The 17,389-nt window shown below is 61.6% G+C and carries 17 protein-coding genes; 9 read left to right on the forward strand and 8 right to left on the reverse strand.

The window, feature by feature from the left end; translation table 11 throughout:
- Nucleotides 1-115 precede the first annotated feature (115 nt).
- Nucleotides 116-553 carry an antitoxin HicB gene (locus ACJ8IM_RS04405; RefSeq protein ID WP_033648105.1) on the forward strand — a complete coding sequence of 146 codons (438 nt, stop codon included), beginning with the start codon at nt 116-118 and terminating at the stop codon, nt 551-553.
- Between the two features lie 557 nt (nt 554-1,110).
- The gene (gene ypdK, locus ACJ8IM_RS04410; RefSeq protein ID WP_099782600.1) at nt 1,111-1,185 is read left to right on the forward strand and encodes a membrane protein YpdK; all 75 of its coding nucleotides are present in this window, start codon (nt 1,111-1,113) and stop codon (nt 1,183-1,185) included.
- A 55-nt stretch (nt 1,186-1,240) separates the two neighbouring features.
- Here the strand turns inward: ypdK and ACJ8IM_RS04415 are convergent, their stop codons facing one another.
- The 3 genes from ACJ8IM_RS04415 to ACJ8IM_RS04425 form a co-directional block, all read right to left on the reverse strand.
- Entirely contained in the window at nt 1,241-1,765 is a 525-nt protein-coding gene (locus tag ACJ8IM_RS04415) for a cytochrome b (protein WP_033653709.1), read from the reverse strand.
- Between the two features lie 110 nt (nt 1,766-1,875).
- Complete coding sequence (gene alaC / locus ACJ8IM_RS04420; protein ID WP_033648107.1) at nt 1,876-3,105, reverse strand: alanine transaminase; 1,230 nt, start codon at nt 3,103-3,105, stop codon at nt 1,876-1,878.
- A 119-nt stretch (nt 3,106-3,224) separates the two neighbouring features.
- Nucleotides 3,225-3,764 (reverse strand): GNAT family N-acetyltransferase, encoded by a 540-nt coding sequence (locus ACJ8IM_RS04425; RefSeq protein WP_033648108.1) that lies wholly within the window; start codon nt 3,762-3,764, stop codon nt 3,225-3,227.
- Nucleotides 3,765-3,932: 168 nt separating this feature from the next.
- Here ACJ8IM_RS04425 and ACJ8IM_RS04430 point away from each other — a divergent pair, with 168 nt between their 5' ends.
- The 3 genes from ACJ8IM_RS04430 (at nt 3,933) to ACJ8IM_RS04440 (ending at nt 7,699) form a co-directional block, all read left to right on the forward strand.
- On the forward strand, nt 3,933-5,177 hold the full coding sequence (locus tag ACJ8IM_RS04430) for a DUF1479 domain-containing protein (RefSeq protein WP_033648109.1): 1,245 nt from the start codon (nt 3,933-3,935) through the stop codon (nt 5,175-5,177).
- 99 nt (nt 5,178-5,276) lie between these two features.
- Nucleotides 5,277-6,968 (forward strand): sensor histidine kinase, encoded by a 1,692-nt coding sequence (locus tag ACJ8IM_RS04435; RefSeq protein ID WP_033635418.1) that lies wholly within the window; start codon nt 5,277-5,279, stop codon nt 6,966-6,968.
- The gene (locus ACJ8IM_RS04440) at nt 6,965-7,699 is read left to right on the forward strand and encodes a LytR/AlgR family response regulator transcription factor (RefSeq protein WP_033653705.1); all 735 of its coding nucleotides are present in this window, start codon (nt 6,965-6,967) and stop codon (nt 7,697-7,699) included. Before ACJ8IM_RS04435 ends, ACJ8IM_RS04440 begins: the two co-directional genes overlap by 4 nt.
- A 4-nt stretch (nt 7,700-7,703) precedes the next feature.
- On the opposite strand, the gene ACJ8IM_RS04445 is transcribed toward ACJ8IM_RS04440, so the two are convergent.
- Entirely contained in the window at nt 7,704-8,036 is a 333-nt protein-coding gene (locus tag ACJ8IM_RS04445; RefSeq protein WP_033653704.1) for a DUF2502 domain-containing protein, read from the reverse strand.
- A 397-nt stretch (nt 8,037-8,433) separates the two neighbouring features.
- On the opposite strand from ACJ8IM_RS04445, the gene ACJ8IM_RS04450 reads away from it, so the two are divergent.
- A complete protein-coding gene (locus tag ACJ8IM_RS04450) occupies nt 8,434-9,663 on the forward strand; it encodes an L-lactate MFS transporter (protein WP_033653703.1) in 1,230 nt (409 codons plus the stop codon).
- Nucleotides 9,664-9,734: 71 nt separating this feature from the next.
- Here the strand turns inward: ACJ8IM_RS04450 and glk are convergent, their stop codons facing one another.
- Nucleotides 9,735-10,697: a glucokinase gene (glk, locus tag ACJ8IM_RS04455; RefSeq protein ID WP_033653702.1), complete on the reverse strand. Its 963-nt coding sequence runs from the start codon at nt 10,695-10,697 to the stop codon at nt 9,735-9,737.
- A gap of 310 nt (nt 10,698-11,007) precedes the next feature.
- Here glk and ACJ8IM_RS04460 point away from each other — a divergent pair, with 310 nt between their 5' ends.
- Nucleotides 11,008-12,255 (forward strand): ion channel protein, encoded by a 1,248-nt coding sequence (locus ACJ8IM_RS04460; protein ID WP_033648113.1) that lies wholly within the window; start codon nt 11,008-11,010, stop codon nt 12,253-12,255.
- Here the strand turns inward: ACJ8IM_RS04460 and ACJ8IM_RS04465 are convergent.
- On the reverse strand, nt 12,252-12,944 hold the full coding sequence (locus ACJ8IM_RS04465; protein ID WP_033653701.1) for an aspartate/glutamate racemase family protein: 693 nt from the start codon (nt 12,942-12,944) through the stop codon (nt 12,252-12,254). The two genes, ACJ8IM_RS04460 and ACJ8IM_RS04465, sit on opposite strands and share 4 nt — an antisense overlap.
- A gap of 67 nt (nt 12,945-13,011) precedes the next feature.
- The gene (locus ACJ8IM_RS04470; protein ID WP_033635424.1) at nt 13,012-13,464 is read right to left on the reverse strand and encodes a multidrug/biocide efflux PACE transporter; all 453 of its coding nucleotides are present in this window, start codon (nt 13,462-13,464) and stop codon (nt 13,012-13,014) included.
- Between the two features lie 99 nt (nt 13,465-13,563).
- On the opposite strand from ACJ8IM_RS04470, the gene ACJ8IM_RS04475 reads away from it, so the two are divergent.
- Nucleotides 13,564-14,433, forward strand: a complete 870-nt coding sequence (locus ACJ8IM_RS04475; RefSeq protein ID WP_033653700.1) for a LysR family transcriptional regulator — start codon at nt 13,564-13,566, stop codon at nt 14,431-14,433.
- On the opposite strand, the gene ACJ8IM_RS04480 is transcribed toward ACJ8IM_RS04475, so the two are convergent.
- Complete coding sequence (locus tag ACJ8IM_RS04480; protein WP_033653819.1) at nt 14,430-16,091, reverse strand: alpha-keto acid decarboxylase family protein; 1,662 nt, start codon at nt 16,089-16,091, stop codon at nt 14,430-14,432. The genes ACJ8IM_RS04475 and ACJ8IM_RS04480 overlap by 4 nt on opposite strands.
- A 189-nt stretch (nt 16,092-16,280) precedes the next feature.
- Here ACJ8IM_RS04480 and mgrA point away from each other — a divergent pair, with 189 nt between their 5' ends.
- On the forward strand, nt 16,281-17,270 hold the full coding sequence (gene mgrA, locus ACJ8IM_RS04485) for an L-glyceraldehyde 3-phosphate reductase (RefSeq protein WP_033653699.1): 990 nt from the start codon (nt 16,281-16,283) through the stop codon (nt 17,268-17,270).
- Nucleotides 17,271-17,389 lie beyond the last annotated feature (119 nt).

Below are 17,389 nucleotides of genomic sequence, written 5' to 3' on the forward strand. Positions count from 1 at the left end.
CCTGCTAATAATTATTACTTTCAATTTAAATTCCCCCACGGCTGGGTTCATGCTGGCTATCTCCCGGGCATGCCGTCACAATAGCGTCTCATTCAGGCCTCAATCAGGGATTGCCATGTACAGCCACTACCCCGCCCATTACACCTTCGATCGCGACAGCGACGCCTGGCAGATCGGTTTTCACGACTTCCCCGAGTGGCAATCTGCCTGCTATAAACGCGAAGACATCGAGCTGGAAGCGCAGGAAAGCCTGCTGGCCGCCATCGCCGCCGCGATGGACGAAGGGCTGCCCCTGCCCGCCCCTTCCCCTGTGCAAACCGATGATCTGAGAGTACATCTGCCGGCGCTGGTGGCGCTGAAGATCGAGCTGCACAACGCCATGCTGCGCAAAAACACCGGCAAAGCGGCGCTGGCGCGCAAGCTGGGGTTCAACGGCGGGCAAATGGAGCGGTTGCTGGATATCGGCTACGCCTCGAAGGTTGAGGCGTTGGAGCAGGCGCTGTATCTGCTGGGCTACGAAGTGCGCGTGACAATAAGCGAAGTTTGCCAATAGGTTAGCGGCAGGTAAGCGAAATATTATCCAACGGGGCTAAATTTTCCCCGTTTTGCGCCGATATGATCGCTACCTAATCACTTGTCGCAACAACGAAGGCTAAAAATGGAGTGGAGTCGCCGTCATATTTGGGCCGTTATTCTGCTGTCTTGTCTCGTTTTTTGGGTCATTTTGGCGACCGGCATCAACGCCGTCGCCTGAGCGCCTGCCGCCGCATTGCAATACCTCGATTTTATAGCCCGCTGCGGCGGGCTACTTCCTGGCGCTTGCCCATAAAAAGCGTTATAAAACAGCCCTCACTGTGCAAAAAACAGCCAAAAATTGTGATCAAAAACACAGTATTGAAATCAGACCAGTATTGAGAGTACATTAGCGCCGATCCTGTCGCGGTTCGGATTTTACCTCACAGAGCATGAGGCGCGACAACCGGACAACCCGCGCTCGAGGACGTTGTTCTTTCGCTTGGAAGAATCCGCCCGACAAGCAGGTTGCCCATAAAATACTCAGCACAACAATCGGGATCATTGCTGGCGAGGACTCCAGACAGGAGTTGTTCAGTGAAATATTTTTTGATGGGCGTGTCATTCATGCTGGTTGCCTGGGTTGGCACCTTCATGTTGATGGTTGCCTGACCGGGAACACAGACAAAGGGACGCGCAAGCGTCCCTTTGGCGTTTCGGCTAGCGATCATTTGCCCGGCATCATGCGGCGCAGGGTGTCGTCCTTGCGCAGATAGTGATGATACAGCGCCGCCAGCGCATGCGCGCCAATGATAAAGTAGCCAACGTTTGCCAGCGTCTCATGCACCGTTTTGACCAGCCGGCGCATCACCGGATCCGGCGTCATCCACTGCGGCACCGGCCAGCCCAGCAAAGACCACGATTTGCCGCCGTAGGCCAGGGTTAACATACCCAGCAGCGGCAACATCAGGAAGACCACGTACAGCAGCCAATGGAAGATCTTGGCGCCCACTTCCTGCCATTCCTCCAGCGGGGGCGTGATCGGCGGCGCAGCGTGGAAAGCGCGCACCGCCAACCGAATCAGCATCAGGGCAAAGACCGATACCCCGAAATTAAAGTGCAGATTTTTGACCACCGGCCCCCACGCCTCCGGCATCGAATCCTTCAGCAACATCGCCGAATAGGTGAGGATCACCAGCAGCAGCGTCAGCCAATGTAAAACGATTTGCGATCGCGCGTAGCGGTTGCTCATACACTCAATCCAAAAAATAAAACTCAGCGTAGTCGAGCATAATGGGGAAATGATGAAGAAAACCTTGGGACGGAAAAAATAAGGCCGGGCGAACGCTCGGCCTGACAGGATTATTTGGCGCTGCCCGCCTTGCCCGGCTTCAACAGCCCGTCCGCGCGGAACATCGCCTTGATGCCGCGCACCGCCTGGCGGATACGGTCCTGGTTCTCGATCAGCGCGAAGCGCACGTGGGTATCGCCGTAGTCGCCGAAGCCGATGCCCGGCGAGACGCAGACCTTGGCTTCCGCCAGCAGGCGTTTGGCGAACTCCAGCGAACCGAGGTGGGCATAAGGCTCGGGAATTTTCGCCCACACGTACATCGACGCCTTCGGATTTTCCACCATCCAGCCGGCCTCATGCAGCCCCTTCACCAGCACGTTGCGGCGCTGCCGATACTGCTCGGCGATATCGCGCACGCACTGCTGATCGCCCTCCAGCGCGGCGATGGCCGCCACCTGCAGCGGCGTAAAGGTGCCGTAATCGTGATAACTCTTGATGCGCGCCAGCGCGCTGACCAGTTCAGGATTACCGACCATGAAACCGATGCGCCAGCCGGCCATGTTGTAGCTTTTCGACAGGGTGAAGAACTCCACCGCAATGTCTTTCGCTCCCGGCACCTGCATGATCGACGGCGCTTGCCAGCCGTCATAGACGATGTCGGCATAGGCCAGATCGTGGATCACCAGCACGTTGTACTGCTTGGCCAGCGCCACCACCCGCTCGAAGAAATCCAGCTCCACGCACTGCGCGGTCGGGTTGGACGGGAAGCCGAGGATCATCATTTTCGGGCGCGGAATGGTTTCCCGAATGGCGCGCTCCAGCTCACCGAAGAAATCCACGCCGTCCACCAGCGGCACCGAACGCACCTGGGCGCCGGCGATCACCGCGCCGTAAATGTGGATCGGGTAGCTGGGGTTCGGCACCAGCACGGTATCGCCGTGATCGAGGGTCGCCAGCATCAGGTGCGCCAGCCCCTCTTTCGAACCGATGGTGACGATGGCTTCGCTTTCCGGATCGATATCCACCTGATAACGGTCGGCATACCAGCGCGAAATGGCGCGACGCAGGCGCGGAATGCCGCGCGAGGTGGAATAACCGTGGGTGTCGTCGCGCTGGGCGACGGCGCACAGTTTTTCCACGATGTGCGGCGGCGTCGGGCCGTCGGGGTTACCCATGCTGAAGTCGATAATATCCTCGCCGCGACGGCGCGCGGCCATCTTCAGTTCGGCGGTGATGTTGAATACGTAAGGGGGAAGGCGTTCAATGCGCGTGAAACGGCGCTGCGGACTGTTATCAGCCATAGGGGATTCCTCGATAGACGTTAGCGCCCGGACCGTCCGAGCGACGCTGGCCAGCGAACTGACCGAATATCGAACATAGCGCAGCGCCGACGAGCTTGTCGATACCTGGCGCGATATTTTTATTTGCCGCCCTGAAACTCCGCCGCCAGCAGCCCGAACAGCCAGTCGTCGCACCACTGCCCCGCCAGACGGTAGTTGTCGCGCAGCGTGCCTTCCAGCTGAAAACCGCACGACTCCAGCAGGCCGCGCGAAGCGAGGTTGCCCGCGGTCACGGTGGCGGTCAGCTTGTGAAAACCGCAGGCGTTCACCGCAAAATCCAGCACCGCCCGCAGCGACTCCTTGCCATAGCCCTTGCCCTGGCCGGCAGGCAAACTCCCGTATCCCACTTCCGCCTGCCGATACGGCACCCACTGCGGGCGAAAGCCGGTAACGCCCACCGCCTCCCCGCTGTGCTTCTCACGCATCACCAGGCACAGCCACTGCTCACCGTGTTTGTCCCAGGCCGGCAGCCGCTCCTCGAACCGGGCGCGGATCTCCGCTTCGCTGCGCGGATCGGAGATGTAACGGATCACCTCGGGATCTTGGTACAGGCGCAAAAACAGCGGCCAATCCTCGGCGGTTATCGACTGTAAGTGCAGACGTTCAGTGACCAGCTTCATAAAATCTCCGAAAAACGAAAAAGAGGAACTTACGAATGAAAGATATCTCTTTATTTTCCCCGATTGGTTGCCGATAATCATTCACGTTAAAACCACAAAACCATAACGTCTTGCCCGATTCCCTACAACCGCTCGCCGCAGTCACTCACGCGGCACCAGGAGAACACCATGGCCTCTTTAGTCATCGACGATATTCCGCAGACGATCGTTAACGTCAAGCGCCAGCTGCGCCAGGCATTGCCGAACTACCGCGACGTATTTCTGGCGCTGGAAGAGAACATCCGCGGCCAGGTCGAACAGATCCGGCGCGAGCTGGCCGCCGGCCACAATCCGGTGCCGCAGATCGACGCGGAAGATATCCTGCAGCAGCGCGTCAGCGAGCAGCAGATAGCGCTGATCAAACAGCGCGGCGCCTGCGCCATTCGCGGCGTGTTTCCCCGCGCCAAGGCCGAGGGCTGGAACCGGGAAATCGGCGACTACCTCGAGCGCAACAACTTCGTCGAGCGGTTGAAAAACGCCGCCGAAGACAACTATTTCGGCAAGCTGGCCGCCAGCAAACCGCAGATCTACGGCATCTATTGGTCGAAACCGCAGGTCGAGGCGCGGCAGGATGCGCGCATGCATGCGGTGCAGGTGTTCCTCAATAGCCTGTGGGCCACCGAGAGCAACGGCAAACAGCATTTCGATCCGACCCGCGTCGCCACCTATGCCGATCGTACCCGCCGCCGCCCGCCGAACTCCTCGTCGCTGGGTCTGTCGCCGCACGTCGACAGCGGCACCATCGAGCGCTGGCTGGACGAAAACTTCCGCTATGTGTATCGCCACGTTTTCTCCGGCGACTGGCAGCAGTACGATCCCTTCGCCGCCGACGGCCGCACCGAGGTGCGCGAGATAGCCTCGCCGGCGGTCTGTTCGATGTTCCGCACCTTCCAGGGTTGGACGGCGCTGACGCCGCAGCGCACCAATGCCGGCACGCTGAACCTGGTGCCGATCGCCAATGCCATGGCCTATGTGCTGCTGCGCGCGCTGCAGGACGACGTCGCCGACGACGATCTGTGCGATGCGGCGCCGGGCCGCGCGCTGTCGATCTCGGAAAAATGGCATCCCCTTTTATTAAGTGGGATTTCCCCTATTCCCGATCTGGAGCCGGGCGACACGGTATTTTGGCACTGCGACGTGATCCACGCGGTGGAGAACGAGCATAACGGTGAGTTCGACAGCAACGTGATGTACATCGCCGCCGCGCCGGGCTGCGAGAAAAACGACGCCTATCTGCAGCGCCAGCTGCCGAGCTTTATCGACGGCAGAACGCCGCCGGACTTCGCCCCCGACGACTTCGAGGTGGATTTCGACGGCCGCGCCACCGCCGACCTGCTGACGCCGCTGGGCAAAGCGCAGCTCGGCATGGGCTGATCCCCCGCCCGTGGCGCGCGCCACGGGCCCCTTTCGCTGTGGTATACTGCCGCCATCCGTAGGCCGCAGCGAGAACCCGTCGTGCACCCTTTTTTTGAAATGCTGTTGGCGGTGTTTGATCGCGCCGCGCTGATGTTGATCTGTCTGTTTTTCCTGACCCGCACCCGGCTGTTCCGCCAACTGCTGCAAAAAGAAGACCATACGCCGCTCGAGCTCGGCATCGTCACGGCGATCTTCTCGCTGTTCGCGCTGTTCAGCACCTACTCCGGCATCAACGTCGAAGGGTCGCTGGTCAACGTGCGCGTCATCGCCATCATGGCCGGCGGCATCCTGTTCGGCCCCTGGGTGGGCATCGTCACCGGCATCGTCGCCGGGGTGCACCGCTATCTGATCGACATCGGCGGCATCACCTCGGTGCCTTGCCTTATCACCAGCATCATCGCCGGCATCAGCGCCGGCTACATCAACCTCAAGGTGAAAAAAGAGCAGCGCTGGCGCGCCGGCATCGTCGGCGGCATGCTGTGCGAATCCCTCACCATGCTGCTGATCGTGCTGTGGGCCAAGCCGACCGAGCTTGGGTTGGACATCGTGTCGCAGATTGCCCTGCCGATGATCCTCGGCACGGTGTGCATCGGCCTGATCGTGCTGCTGGTGCAGAGCGTCGAGGATGAAAAAGAGGTGATCGCCGCGCGCCAGGCCAAGCTGGCGCTGGATATCGCCCACAAGACGCTGCCCTATTTCCGCAACATCAACAGCGAATCGCTGGCCACCATCTGCGATATCATCCGCCAGGACATCCGCGCCGACGCGGTGGCGATCACCGATACCCATCAGGTGCTGGCCTACGTCGGCGTAGGGCGCGAAGCCTACCCGATCGGCCGCGAAGGGCTGAGCCGCGTCACCCGAGAAAGCATTCGCCACGGCAAAATCATCATCAAGAACAACCTGGAAAACCCGGCCGCGCCGCAGATCCATTCGCAGCTGGTGGTGCCGCTGTGGGAAAAAGGCGAAGTGACCGGCGCGCTGAAAATTTACTACTGCCACGCCCACCAGATCACCAACACGCTGAAGGTGATGGCGGTCGGGCTGTCGCAGATCATCTCCACGCAGATCGAGGTTTCCCGCATCGAGCATCTGCGCCAGATGGCGGACAAAGCCGAAATGCGCGCGCTGCAGAGCAAGATCAACCCGCACTTCCTGTTCAACGCGCTGAACGCCATCTCTTCCTCTATTCGCCTGAATCCGGACACCGCGCGCCAGCTGATCATCAATCTGTCGCGCTACCTGCGCTACAACCTGGAGCTAAACGACGAACTGATCGATATCCGCAAGGAGCTGCATCAGATTCAGGACTATATCGCCATCGAACAGGCGCGCTTCGGCGCCAAGCTGACGGTGATTTACGACATCGACGACGATGTCTCGGTGCGCATTCCCAGCCTGCTGATCCAGCCGCTGGTGGAAAACGCCATCGTGCACGGCATCCAGCCCTGCAAGGGTAAAGGGGTGGTGGTGATCGCGGTGAAAGATCAGGGCGATCGGGTGAAGATTTCGGTGAAGGATACCGGCCACGGCATCAATCAGGAAACCATCGACCGGGTGGCGCGCAACGAGATGCCGGGCCACAATATCGGCCTGCTCAACGTGCACCACCGCGTGTCGCTGCTGTATGGTGAAGGGCTGCATATCCGCCGCCTGGAGCCGGGCACCGAAATCGCGTTCTACATCAGCAAAAACGGCGGCAAGCTGCATCAGGAACCGAGCGCGCCGCCGGTCGGGGAGGCCTCATGAAAGCCATCATCGTGGAAGACGAATTCCTCGCGCAGGAAGAACTCAGCTACCTGATCAAGAAACACAGCAATATCGATATCGTCGCCAGCTTCGAGGACGGGCTCGACGTCCTGAAATACCTGCAAACCCACCAGGTCGACGCCATTTTCCTCGACATCAATATCCCGTCGCTGGACGGCGTGCTGCTGGCGCAAAACATCAGCAAGTTCGCGCATCGCCCGTCGATCGTGTTCATCACCGCCTATAAAGAGCACGCGGTGGAAGCGTTCGAGATCGAGGCGTTCGACTATATCCTCAAGCCCTATCACGAAGCGCGCATCGTCACCATGCTGCAAAAGCTGGAGGCGCTGCACCAGCGCCCCGCCGGTGGGGCGGAACCGGCCAGCGCGCCGAGCCGCGGCAGCCACAGCATCAACCTGATCAAAGACGAGCGGATCATCGTTACCGACATCAACGACATCTACTACGCCGCCGCCGATGAAAAGGTGACGCGGGTCTATACCCGCCGTGAAGAGTTCGTGATGCCGATGAACATCACCGAGTTTTACGGCCGGCTGCCGGAAGCGCATTTCTTCCGCTGCCACCGCTCTTACTGCGTTAACCTGGCGAAGATCCGCGAGATCGTGCCCTGGTTCAACAATACCTACATTCTGCGGCTGAGCGATCTTGAGTTTGAAGTGCCGGTCAGCCGCAGCAAGGTGAAAGAGTTTCGCCAGCTGATGCGCCTGTAAGCGCTTACCAGCGCGGGCCCGGACGGTAGTAATAGCCGGGCGGCGGCGGTGGCGACATGCGGTAATGCGGCCGGTCTCGCCAGTCGCGCCGCGGCGGCCCGTAGTAAATCACCCGTGGCGGCGGGCCATAATAGTACCCGCGCGGGCGTTCATACCGGTGGTGATCGGCCCACCAGCGCGGATCGCGCCAGCGATAGCCGTCCCAGTAGTGGCCGCGATTATCGCGATCGCCGATATGCAACGACAGGCCCGGCACGTTCACGCCGATGGACACGTCGGCCTGGCTCGCCAGCGGCAGCGCCAGCAGCGCGGCCAGTAACAACAGCGTTTTTTTCATTTCATGGACTCCTGCAGAGCGGACCTCGTCCGATCGCAGATAACATAGTCCCGCGCTCATCGCCGCTCTATAGGCGCAATGCCGATTTACGCCATTCAGACGCATCCTTCACAATTTCACCACAATCGTTCACCGGCAGTTAACAATAAATCGTTGATATCTTTGATGTAGATCACGTGTCACCCACGGCATTTCACGCGCTTTTCGGCGCAAAAACGGCAACTCACGCCGCATAACATGCATTTCATTCCTTCCGCCGTGCAACTCATTCCCGATCCGCCGCCCGCCGGGGGGGCCAGCCATATAATAAGCCCATACCGCGGGAACACAGCTTCACCCCGCAAATTTCAGCCAGCGGCTCACGCCCGGCAACGCACACACAGGAAGGAGACCGGCCATGAACACCAAACCGGCAAATCGCAGCTTAATCGTTCTCGGCACCATCATCTGTCAGATGGGCCTGGGCACCATCTACACCTGGAGCCTGTTCAACCAGCCGCTGGTCGACAAGTTCCACTGGGGGCTGGCGGACGTCGCCACCACCTTCTCCATCACCAGCTTCTTCCTGGCCTTCGCCACGCTGTTCGCCGGCAAGCTGCAAGAACGCTTCGGCATCCGCAATCTGACGCTGTGTTCCGGCATCCTGGTCGGCCTGGGCCTGATCGCCAGCGCCCACGTCAGCTCGCTCGACATGATCTACCTGCTGGCCGGCGTGGTGGTGGGCTTTGCGGTCGGTATCGCCTACATCTCCACCCTGTCCAACCTGATTAAGTGGTTCCCGGCCAATAAAGGCCTGATTTCCGGCATCTCCGTCGGCGCCTTCGGCAGCGGCAGCCTGCTGTTCAAATACGTCAACGCCGCCCTGATCGCCGACGTCGGCGTTTCCGGCGCCTTCTTCTACTGGGGCGCCATCGTGATGGGCCTGATCGTCGTCGGCTCCCTGTTGCTGAAAGAGCCGGTGCTGGCGACCAACGCCGCGCAGCAAGGCGCCAACGGTCTGGGCAACGACTTCAGCGTGCGCCAGATGTTGGCCACCAAAGAAGCCTACCTGCTGTTCACCATCTTCTTCGCGGCCTGCATGAGCGGTCTGTACCTGATTGGCATCGTGAAAGACATGGGCGTTCAACTGGCCGGGATGGATTTGGCCACCGCCGCCAACACCGTGTCCGCCGTCGCCATCTTCAACACCGCCGGCCGCATCATCCTGGGTACGCTGTCCGATAAAGTGGGCCGCATGCGCGTCATCAGCTTCACCATGCTGGTTACCGTGCTGGCGATTGTCGCCCTGAGCTTCATGACCCTGAACCACACGCTGTTCTTTATCTGCGTCGGCGCGGTGGCCTTCTGCTTCGGCGGCAACATCACCGTGTTCCCGGCGATTGTCGGCGACTTCTTCGGCCTGAAAAACCACAGCAAGAACTACGGCATCATCTACCAGGGTTTCGGCCTGGGCGCGCTGGCCGGTTCGTTCGTCGCCAAATACTTCGGCGGCTTCCACGCCACCTTCATGGTGATTGGCGTCCTGTCCGCCGCCTCCCTGCTGATTACGCTGTTCATCAAAGCGCCGAAAGCGGTGGAAGCGGAAACGGCAGAAACCGCCCAGACGGCGGAGCTGGCCAAAGCCTGATCCCCCGCGAAAACGACAAGGGGCGCAACCTGCGGGTTGCGCCCCCTTTTTTTATCGTGCTGCCGCGTTGCTTACAGCTGCATGCCCAGCGTCTGGCGCAGATGCGCGCCGGCCCCCAGCAGGCCCGGCTGGCCGTGCGTTATCATGAACACCGGGATGTCTCGCACATAGTCGCGGAAGCGCCCCTTGTCTTCGAAGGCGGCGCGGAAGCCCGAGGCCTTGAAGAATTCCATAAAGCGCGGCACGATGCCGCCGGCGATGTACACGCCGCCAAAGGTGCCCAGATTCAGCGCCAGGTTGCCGCCGAAGCGCCCCATGATCACGCAAAACAGCGACAGCGCGCGGCGGCAATCGATGCAGCTGTCGGCCAGCGCCCGCTCGGTGATGTCCTTCGGCTCCCATTTTTCCGGCAGGCGGTTGTCCGCCTTGACGATGGCGCGATACAGATTGACCAGGCCCGGCCCGGATAGCACGCGCTCGGCGGAAACGTGCCCCACTTCACCGCGCAGCACCTCCAGAATGATGTCCTCTTCTTCGCTGTTCGGCGCGAAATCGACATGGCCGCCCTCGCCCGGCAGGCTGACCCAGCGGCGATCGACGTGCACCAGGTGGGCGACGCCCAGCCCTGTGCCGGCGCCGTACACCGCGATCGGTTTGCCCGGCTGCGCATCGCCGCCGCCAAACTGCAGCACATCGTCCGGCGAAAGCATCGGGATCGCCATCGAGACGGCGGTGAAATCGTTGATCACTTCCAGGTGGCTCAGCCCCAGACTGGCCTTCATTTCTTTGATCGAGAACGCCCAGCTGTGGTTGGTCATCGCCACCCAGTCTTCGGTCACCGGGCAGGCGATCGCGATACAGGCGTCCTGCACCTCGATATCGCACGCTTTCAGGTATTGGCGGATCACCGCCTCCAGGCTGTCGAACTCCAGGCCGGAATAGGTTTTCGCCTGGGTAATTTCACCCGTCGCAACAGTGCACAACGCCAGGCGGGCATTGGTGCCGCCAACATCACCCACGAGGGCATAGGTCATTGATTTCGTCTCCGCAAAATGAAAAATAAAAAGCTGCCCACACTGTAAAATCCTGCTGCGAAAACAACAATCACCCGCCCCGGATCTGCACCCCAATAGCGATCCGGATCACAAAAAACGGTTCAGCTTGCCCGCGACGCCGCGCCTTGAAACAAATTGCGGCAAAAAACGCCCCCCGGCGACTGTTAACCGTCATCGCCGCCGGGCAATATCAATGCGTGCCTGCGCGCCGATAGTCTGGCAAGCTGTGGCCACAGCCCAACCACCCGCTCTCCCTGCCCTGCAGGGAGGCATCGACAAGGGATTACCCATGCTGCATCCGCGCGCCAATGCCATGTTGGCCTTTGCTTTGCCTGCGCTGATTATCGGTTCCGCTTCCAGTCTGGTGCTGCTGCTGGTGATGAAAGTCGCCGCCGCGCTGCAGCAATTACTGTGGGTGACGCTGCCCGATGCGCTGAGCCTGGATGCCCAGTCCCCCTGGTGGCCGGTCGCGATGCTGACGCTGACCGGCGTGGCGGTGGGCCTTATCGTGCGCTATATGCCGGGCCACGCCGGGCCGGATCCGGCGACGGAATCGCTGATCGGCATGCCGCTGCCGCTCTCCGCCCTGCCGGGGCTGGGGTTGGCGCTGATCGTCGGCCTGGCCGGCGGCGTCAGCCTGGGGCCGGAGAACCCGATCACCGCCATCAATATCGCGCTGGTAGCGGCCGCCGGTGCGCGCCTGCTGCCGAAGGTGCCGCGCATGGACTGGATCATCCTGGCGGCCGCGGGCACCATCGGCGCGATGTTCGGCACGCCGGTCGCCGCCGCGCTGATCTTCTCGCAAACCCTGGCGGGCAATAACGAAACGCCGCTGTGGGATCGCCTGTTCGCCCCGCTGGTGGCCGCCGCCGCCGGCGCGGTCACCACCCAGATGTTCTTCGTGCCCAATTTCGCCCTGCAGCTCGACGCCTACGACGTGACGCGGCTGCCGGACATCTTCAGCGGCGCCATCGTGGCGCTGATCGCCATCGCGCTCGGCATGGTGGCGCTGTGGTGCTTCCCGCACGTTCACCGCCTGTTCCATTCGATGAAGAATCCGGTGTTGATGTTAGGGCTGGGGGGTTTTGTGCTGGGCCTGCTGGCGCTGGTGGGCGGAGAGATTACCCTGTTCAAAGGGCTGGATGAAATGAAGCGCCTCGCGCAAGACGACGGCTATTCGGTGCCGGCGCTGTTGGCCATTACCCTGACCAAGCTGGCGGCGCTGGTGATCGCCGCCGCCAGCGGCTTTCGCGGCGGGCGCATCTTCCCGGCGGTGTTCGTCGGCGTGGCGCTGGGGCTGATGCTGCACCAGCACGTTCCGGCGGTGCCGGCGGCGATCACCGTCTCCTGCGCCATCATGGGGCTGGTGCTGGTGGTGACGCGCGACGGCTGGCTCAGCCTGTTCATGGCGGTGGCGGTGGTGCCGGATCTGCACCTGCTGCCGGTCTTGTGCATCGTGATGCTGCCCGCCTGGCTGGCGCTGGCGGGCAAACCGCTGATGCTGGTGAACCGCCGGCAACCGCCGCACGACGATTAGGCCAGCGCGAACGCCGCGGCGGCGCGGGCGTGGATCGCGGTGGTGTCGAACACCGGCACCGAGGCATCCTGCTCGCTCACCAACAACCCTATCTCGGTGCAGCCGAAAATAATCCCCTGCGCGCCCTGCTGCTCCAGATCGCTGATGATCCGGCGATACTCGTCGCGCGAGGCGTCGCGAATTTTACCGAGGCACAGTTCGTCATAGATGATGCGGTGTACGATGTCGCGATCGGCGCTGACCGGCGTCACCACCTCAATGCCGTGCAATTCCTGCAGGCGGCCACGGTAGAAGGTCTGCTCCATGGTAAAGCGCGTGCCCAGCAGCCCGACGCGGCGAATGTTTTTTTCCCGCACCTGCAGCGCCGTGGCGTCGGCGATGTGGATCAGCGGCAGGCCGCTGGCCTGCTCGACCGCCTCCGCCACCTTGTGCATGGTGTTGGTGCAGATCACGATGGCTTCGGCGCCGGCGGCGCGCAACGCCACCGCGGCGGCGGCCAGCAATCGGCCGGCGCCGTCCCAATCGCCCTGATGCTGCAATCGCTCGATCTCCTGAAAATCGACGCTGTAGAGCACGATTTTGGCCGAATGCAGCCCGCCGAGGCGCGCCTTTACCTGCTCGTTGATGGTGCGGTAATACGGAATGGTGGATTCCCAGCTCATGCCACCCAGCAAGCCCAACACTTTCATTTTTCTTTCCTCAGCCTGTTGCGACAATCCTCTGACCTTACCTGAGAATCGCCGGGCTGACGACGCCTTATTCAGCGCCGGAATTGATCGGCTGGCGCGCTTCGAACCAGCGCTGGCGCAGCGTGTCGTACAGCCAGTTATAGGCCATGGTGTACGGCAGGAAGAACAGGAAGAAACCGATCTCCAGCATAAAGGCCTGCAATACGGAAATATTCAGCATCCAGGCGGCGATCGGCACGCCGATCAGGATAAAACCGGCTTCAAAGCCGACGGCGTGCAGCACACGCACCTTCAGGTTGCGGACGACCCGGCTGACCGGCCACAGACGGTCGAACACCGTGTTGTAAACCATATTCCAGACCATGGCGATGGTCGCCAAGGCCACCGCCAATGCGCCGATTTGCACCATCGAACGATTAAGCAGCCATGCCCCCAGCGGAGAAACGATCATCACGGCAATCACCTCGAAACCAACGGCGTGGACGATACGTTCAATGAGAGACTTGTTTTGCAGTTGCATACATCACCTTTTTTCCGACAGTTGTTGCGAAAGTCAGGTGATTATCATCGCTTTTTTGGGTAGATTAAAAATAGATACCATCGATAAAGTAGATAGTTTATGCACTATTCCCCGGAAGCGCTGCACGCGTTTGTCGAAGCCGCCGCCCTCGGCTCGTTTTCCGCCGCCGCGCGCAAGCTGCGCAAAAGCCAATCCACCATCAGCACCGCCATCGCCAATCTGGAGGCCGACCTGGCGCTGACGCTGTTCGATCGCAGCGCGCGCCAGCCGGTGCTCACCGCCGCCGGCCGCAAAGTGCTGGGGCATGTGCAGGCGATCCTCGCCGCCAGCGAGCGGCTCGACGCGCTGAGCATTCAACTGGCGGGCGAGGTCGAACCGCGCCTGAGCATGGTGTTCTCCGATACCTATCAACCCAAGCATCACGATCAATTGATGCAACAATTCGAACTGCGTTACCCGGAGATTGAGCTGGAGTGGATGATCGCCGAAGATGGCGACGTTATTGATCTGCTGCAAAGCGGCCGCGCGCATTTGGGCATGGTGGAAGTGCAAAAAAGCTACCCGCCGGATATCGCCTTCTCTCGTTTGCCGGAACAAACCGACATGGGGCTGTTCGTCGCCCACCAGCATCCGCTGGCGCAGGCCGCCGCGCCGACGCCAGAGCAGTTGTCCAGCACCCGACAGCTGATCCTGAACACCTACACCGGCGCCGAAGCGGCCAGACAAGGCGGCCTGGTTTGGTCGGCGCCCAGCTATCTGCTGCTGCTGGAGATGGCGGAACAGGGGTTCGGCTGGGCGGTGTTGCCGCACTGGCTGGTGCAACAATACGGCCACAATATGCTGACCGAGCTGCGGCCGCGCGGCTGGCCGAAAATGATCTCGGTGGATGCGGTATGGTCAAAACTGACCCCGCCGGGCCCGGCGGGGTTCTGGGTGCTGAAGCGCCTGCTGGGCGATTCCCTGCCTTAAGCGGCGGCGTTGCGCGCCTGGATGGCGCGCGAAACGGTGTCGAGCAGCTCGGGAATGTCCATCTTCGGCAGCATCACTTCAATGAAGGCCAGCCGATCGCCGTCGGCTACCTCGCGCAGCGCCTGGCGCAAGCCGTCCGAATCGCTGACCCGCAGCGCCTTCACCGGCCGCTCGCCAGCCAGCGCAGGCGGCAGCTGCGTCCAGTTCCAGCGCGCGATGTCGTTATAACGTTGCTCCGGCCCGTGGATGGCGCGCTCGACGGTATATCCCTGATTATTCAGCACGAAGATCACCGGTTTAAGTCCGTCGCGCAACATCGAACCCAGCTCCTGCACGGTCAGCTGCGCGGCGCCGTCGCCAATCAGCAGCACTGCCCGGCGCTGCGGTTCGGCGGTCTGCACGCCGAACGTCGCCGGCAGGGTATAGCCGATCGATCCCCAGAGCGACTGCACGATCAACCGGCAGCCGCGCGGCAACGTCAGCGCCGCCGCACCAAAACAGGCGGTGCCCTGATCGGCCAGCACGATATCCCCGGGCCGCAGGAAATCCTGCATCTGCCGCCAGAAGGCGTGCTGATCCAGCCCTTCCCCATCGCCTTCCGGCAGCGCCGGGCGGACGATCGGCGGCAACGGCCAACGCGACGCCAGCGACAGGCTCAGGCGATGTAGCGCCCGCACCGCGTCGCGCATCGGAATGCGGCTAAAGCGCTGCCGCCCGACCCAGGCTTCGAACGGCTGAATGTCGATGCATTTTTCCACCGGCAGATGATGCGTGAAACCGGCGGTAATGGTGTCGGTCAAACGCACGCCGACGTTGATCACCACATCGGCGTTTTCGATAAGCTGTTTCACCGCCGGATCGCTGGCACCGCCGCAGTAGGTACCGACAAAACCGGCGCGGTTCTCATCCAGCACGCCTTTGCCGAGCAGCAGCGTAGCGTGCGGAATGTTGACCTCCTGCAGCCACTCGTCCAGCGCCGCTTCGGCACCGAAGCGATCGGCCAGGAAGTCCGCCAGCAGCGATACCCGCCGCGCCGACAGCAGCTTTTCGCGCGCCGCGGCGATAAACGCCTGCAATGCGCTGCGCGACAGTTTGGCCTGGCGCAGCATCAGCGGCGCCGGTTTACTCGGCAGCGGCGCCTGCGCGACGTCGCTGGGCAACATCAGGTAAACCGGGCGATGCTCCAGCAAGGCGGCGCAGATCAGGCGGTCGATCTCCTCTGCGGCGTTGTCGGCGGTCAGGTCGGCCTGCGCGACGGTTACCTCTTTGGCTATCCGGGCGAAGTGGGTGAAGTCGCCATCCCCCAGCGAATGGTGCAGCAAATCACCGGCGCGCTGAGCGCGCTGCGCCGGCGTGCCGACCACGTGGATCACCGGCAGGTATTCGGCGTAGCTGCCGGCCACCCCGTTCAACGCACTCAGCTCGCCGACGCCAAAGGTGGTGAGCAGCGCGGCCGCCGGTTTGCAGCGCGCATAGCCGTCGGCGGCGTAGGCGGCGTTCAGTTCGTTGGCGCAGCCTACCCAGGTGATTTGCGGATGGGCGAGGACGTGATCGAGGAATTGCAGGTTGTAATCCCCCGGCACGCCGAAGAAATGACGGATGCCGATTTGGGCCAGACGATCGAGCAGATAATCGGCCACCGTATAGGTCTGAGTCATGATCATCACCTGTCTGCAGCTGGAGCGATTACCTTTAAGTATCGAAGATGCTGTTCAAATTTCGAACAAGGATTCCTGCATCGATCGGCAACCTGGCGTTACATGCCGGCGCTGTGATCGCTCCCCCGGCAGCGCGGTGTGAAAGCGTATACACTCAAAACACTTCACCTCTCGCCGACAAGGATAACTATGTCCTACCCCGCCTCCCCCTCACGTTATCAAGACATGGAATACCGGCGCTGCGGCCGCAGCGGGCTGAAGCTGCCCGCCGTCTCGCTCGGACTGTGGCACAATTTCGGCGACACCACGCTGTACGACAACGCCCGCGGCCTGATCCGCTGCGCCTTCGATCGCGGCATTACTCATTTCGATCTGGCCAATAACTACGGCCCGCCGCCCGGCGCCGCCGAGGAGAACTTTGGCCGCATACTCAACGCCGATCTGCGGGCCTGGCGCGATGAGCTGATCGTCTCATCCAAAGCCGGTTACACCATGTGGCCCGGCCCCTACGGTGATTGGGGCTCGAAAAAGTACCTGGTCGCCAGCCTCGATCAGAGCCTGAAGCGCATGGGGCTGGAGTATGTGGATATCTTTTATCATCATCGGCCGGATCCGGAGACGCCGCTGGAAGAAACCATGGCGGCGCTGGATTTGTTGGTGCGCCAGGGCAAAGCGCTGTATGTCGGCCTGTCCAACTACCCGGCCGAGCGCGCGCGGCAGGCATTCGACATTCTGCAGCGGCTCGGCACGCCGTGCGTGATCCACCAACCGAAGTATTCGATGTTGGAACGCGGGCCGGAGACGGCGCTGCTGGATACGCTGGCGGAGCATGGTGTCGGCTCGATCGCCTTCTCGCCGCTGGCGGGCGGCCTGCTGACCGACCGCTACCTGCACGGCGTTCCGCAAGATTCCCGCGCCGCCAGCGGCAGCCGCTTCCTGCAGCCGGAGCAGTTGACCGCCGAGCGGCTGGACAAGGTGCGCCGCCTCGATGCGCTGGCGCGGCAACGCGGGCAGAAGCTGTCGCAAATGGCGCTGGCCTGGGTGCTGCGCGGCGATCGCGTTACCTCGGTGCTGATCGGCGCCAGCAAGAATGCGCAGATAGAAGACGCGGTGGGCATGCTGGCCAATCGCCACTTCAGTGAAGAAGAACTCGCGCAGATCGAGAAAATCTTATTGTAATCGCTTACAAATTCCGCCGCTCAATCGAGCGGCGATACCCCAGAAAAATCTCAAATCTTGGCCTTTGTCGCCGTTTTCAGAGTGGCTCTCAGATTCAACCCTATGCGCCGGCGCTATGA

Source organism: Serratia sp. CY33525, from assembly GCF_052169115.1.
Classification (GTDB): Bacteria; Pseudomonadota; Gammaproteobacteria; order Enterobacterales; family Enterobacteriaceae; genus Serratia; species Serratia sarumanii.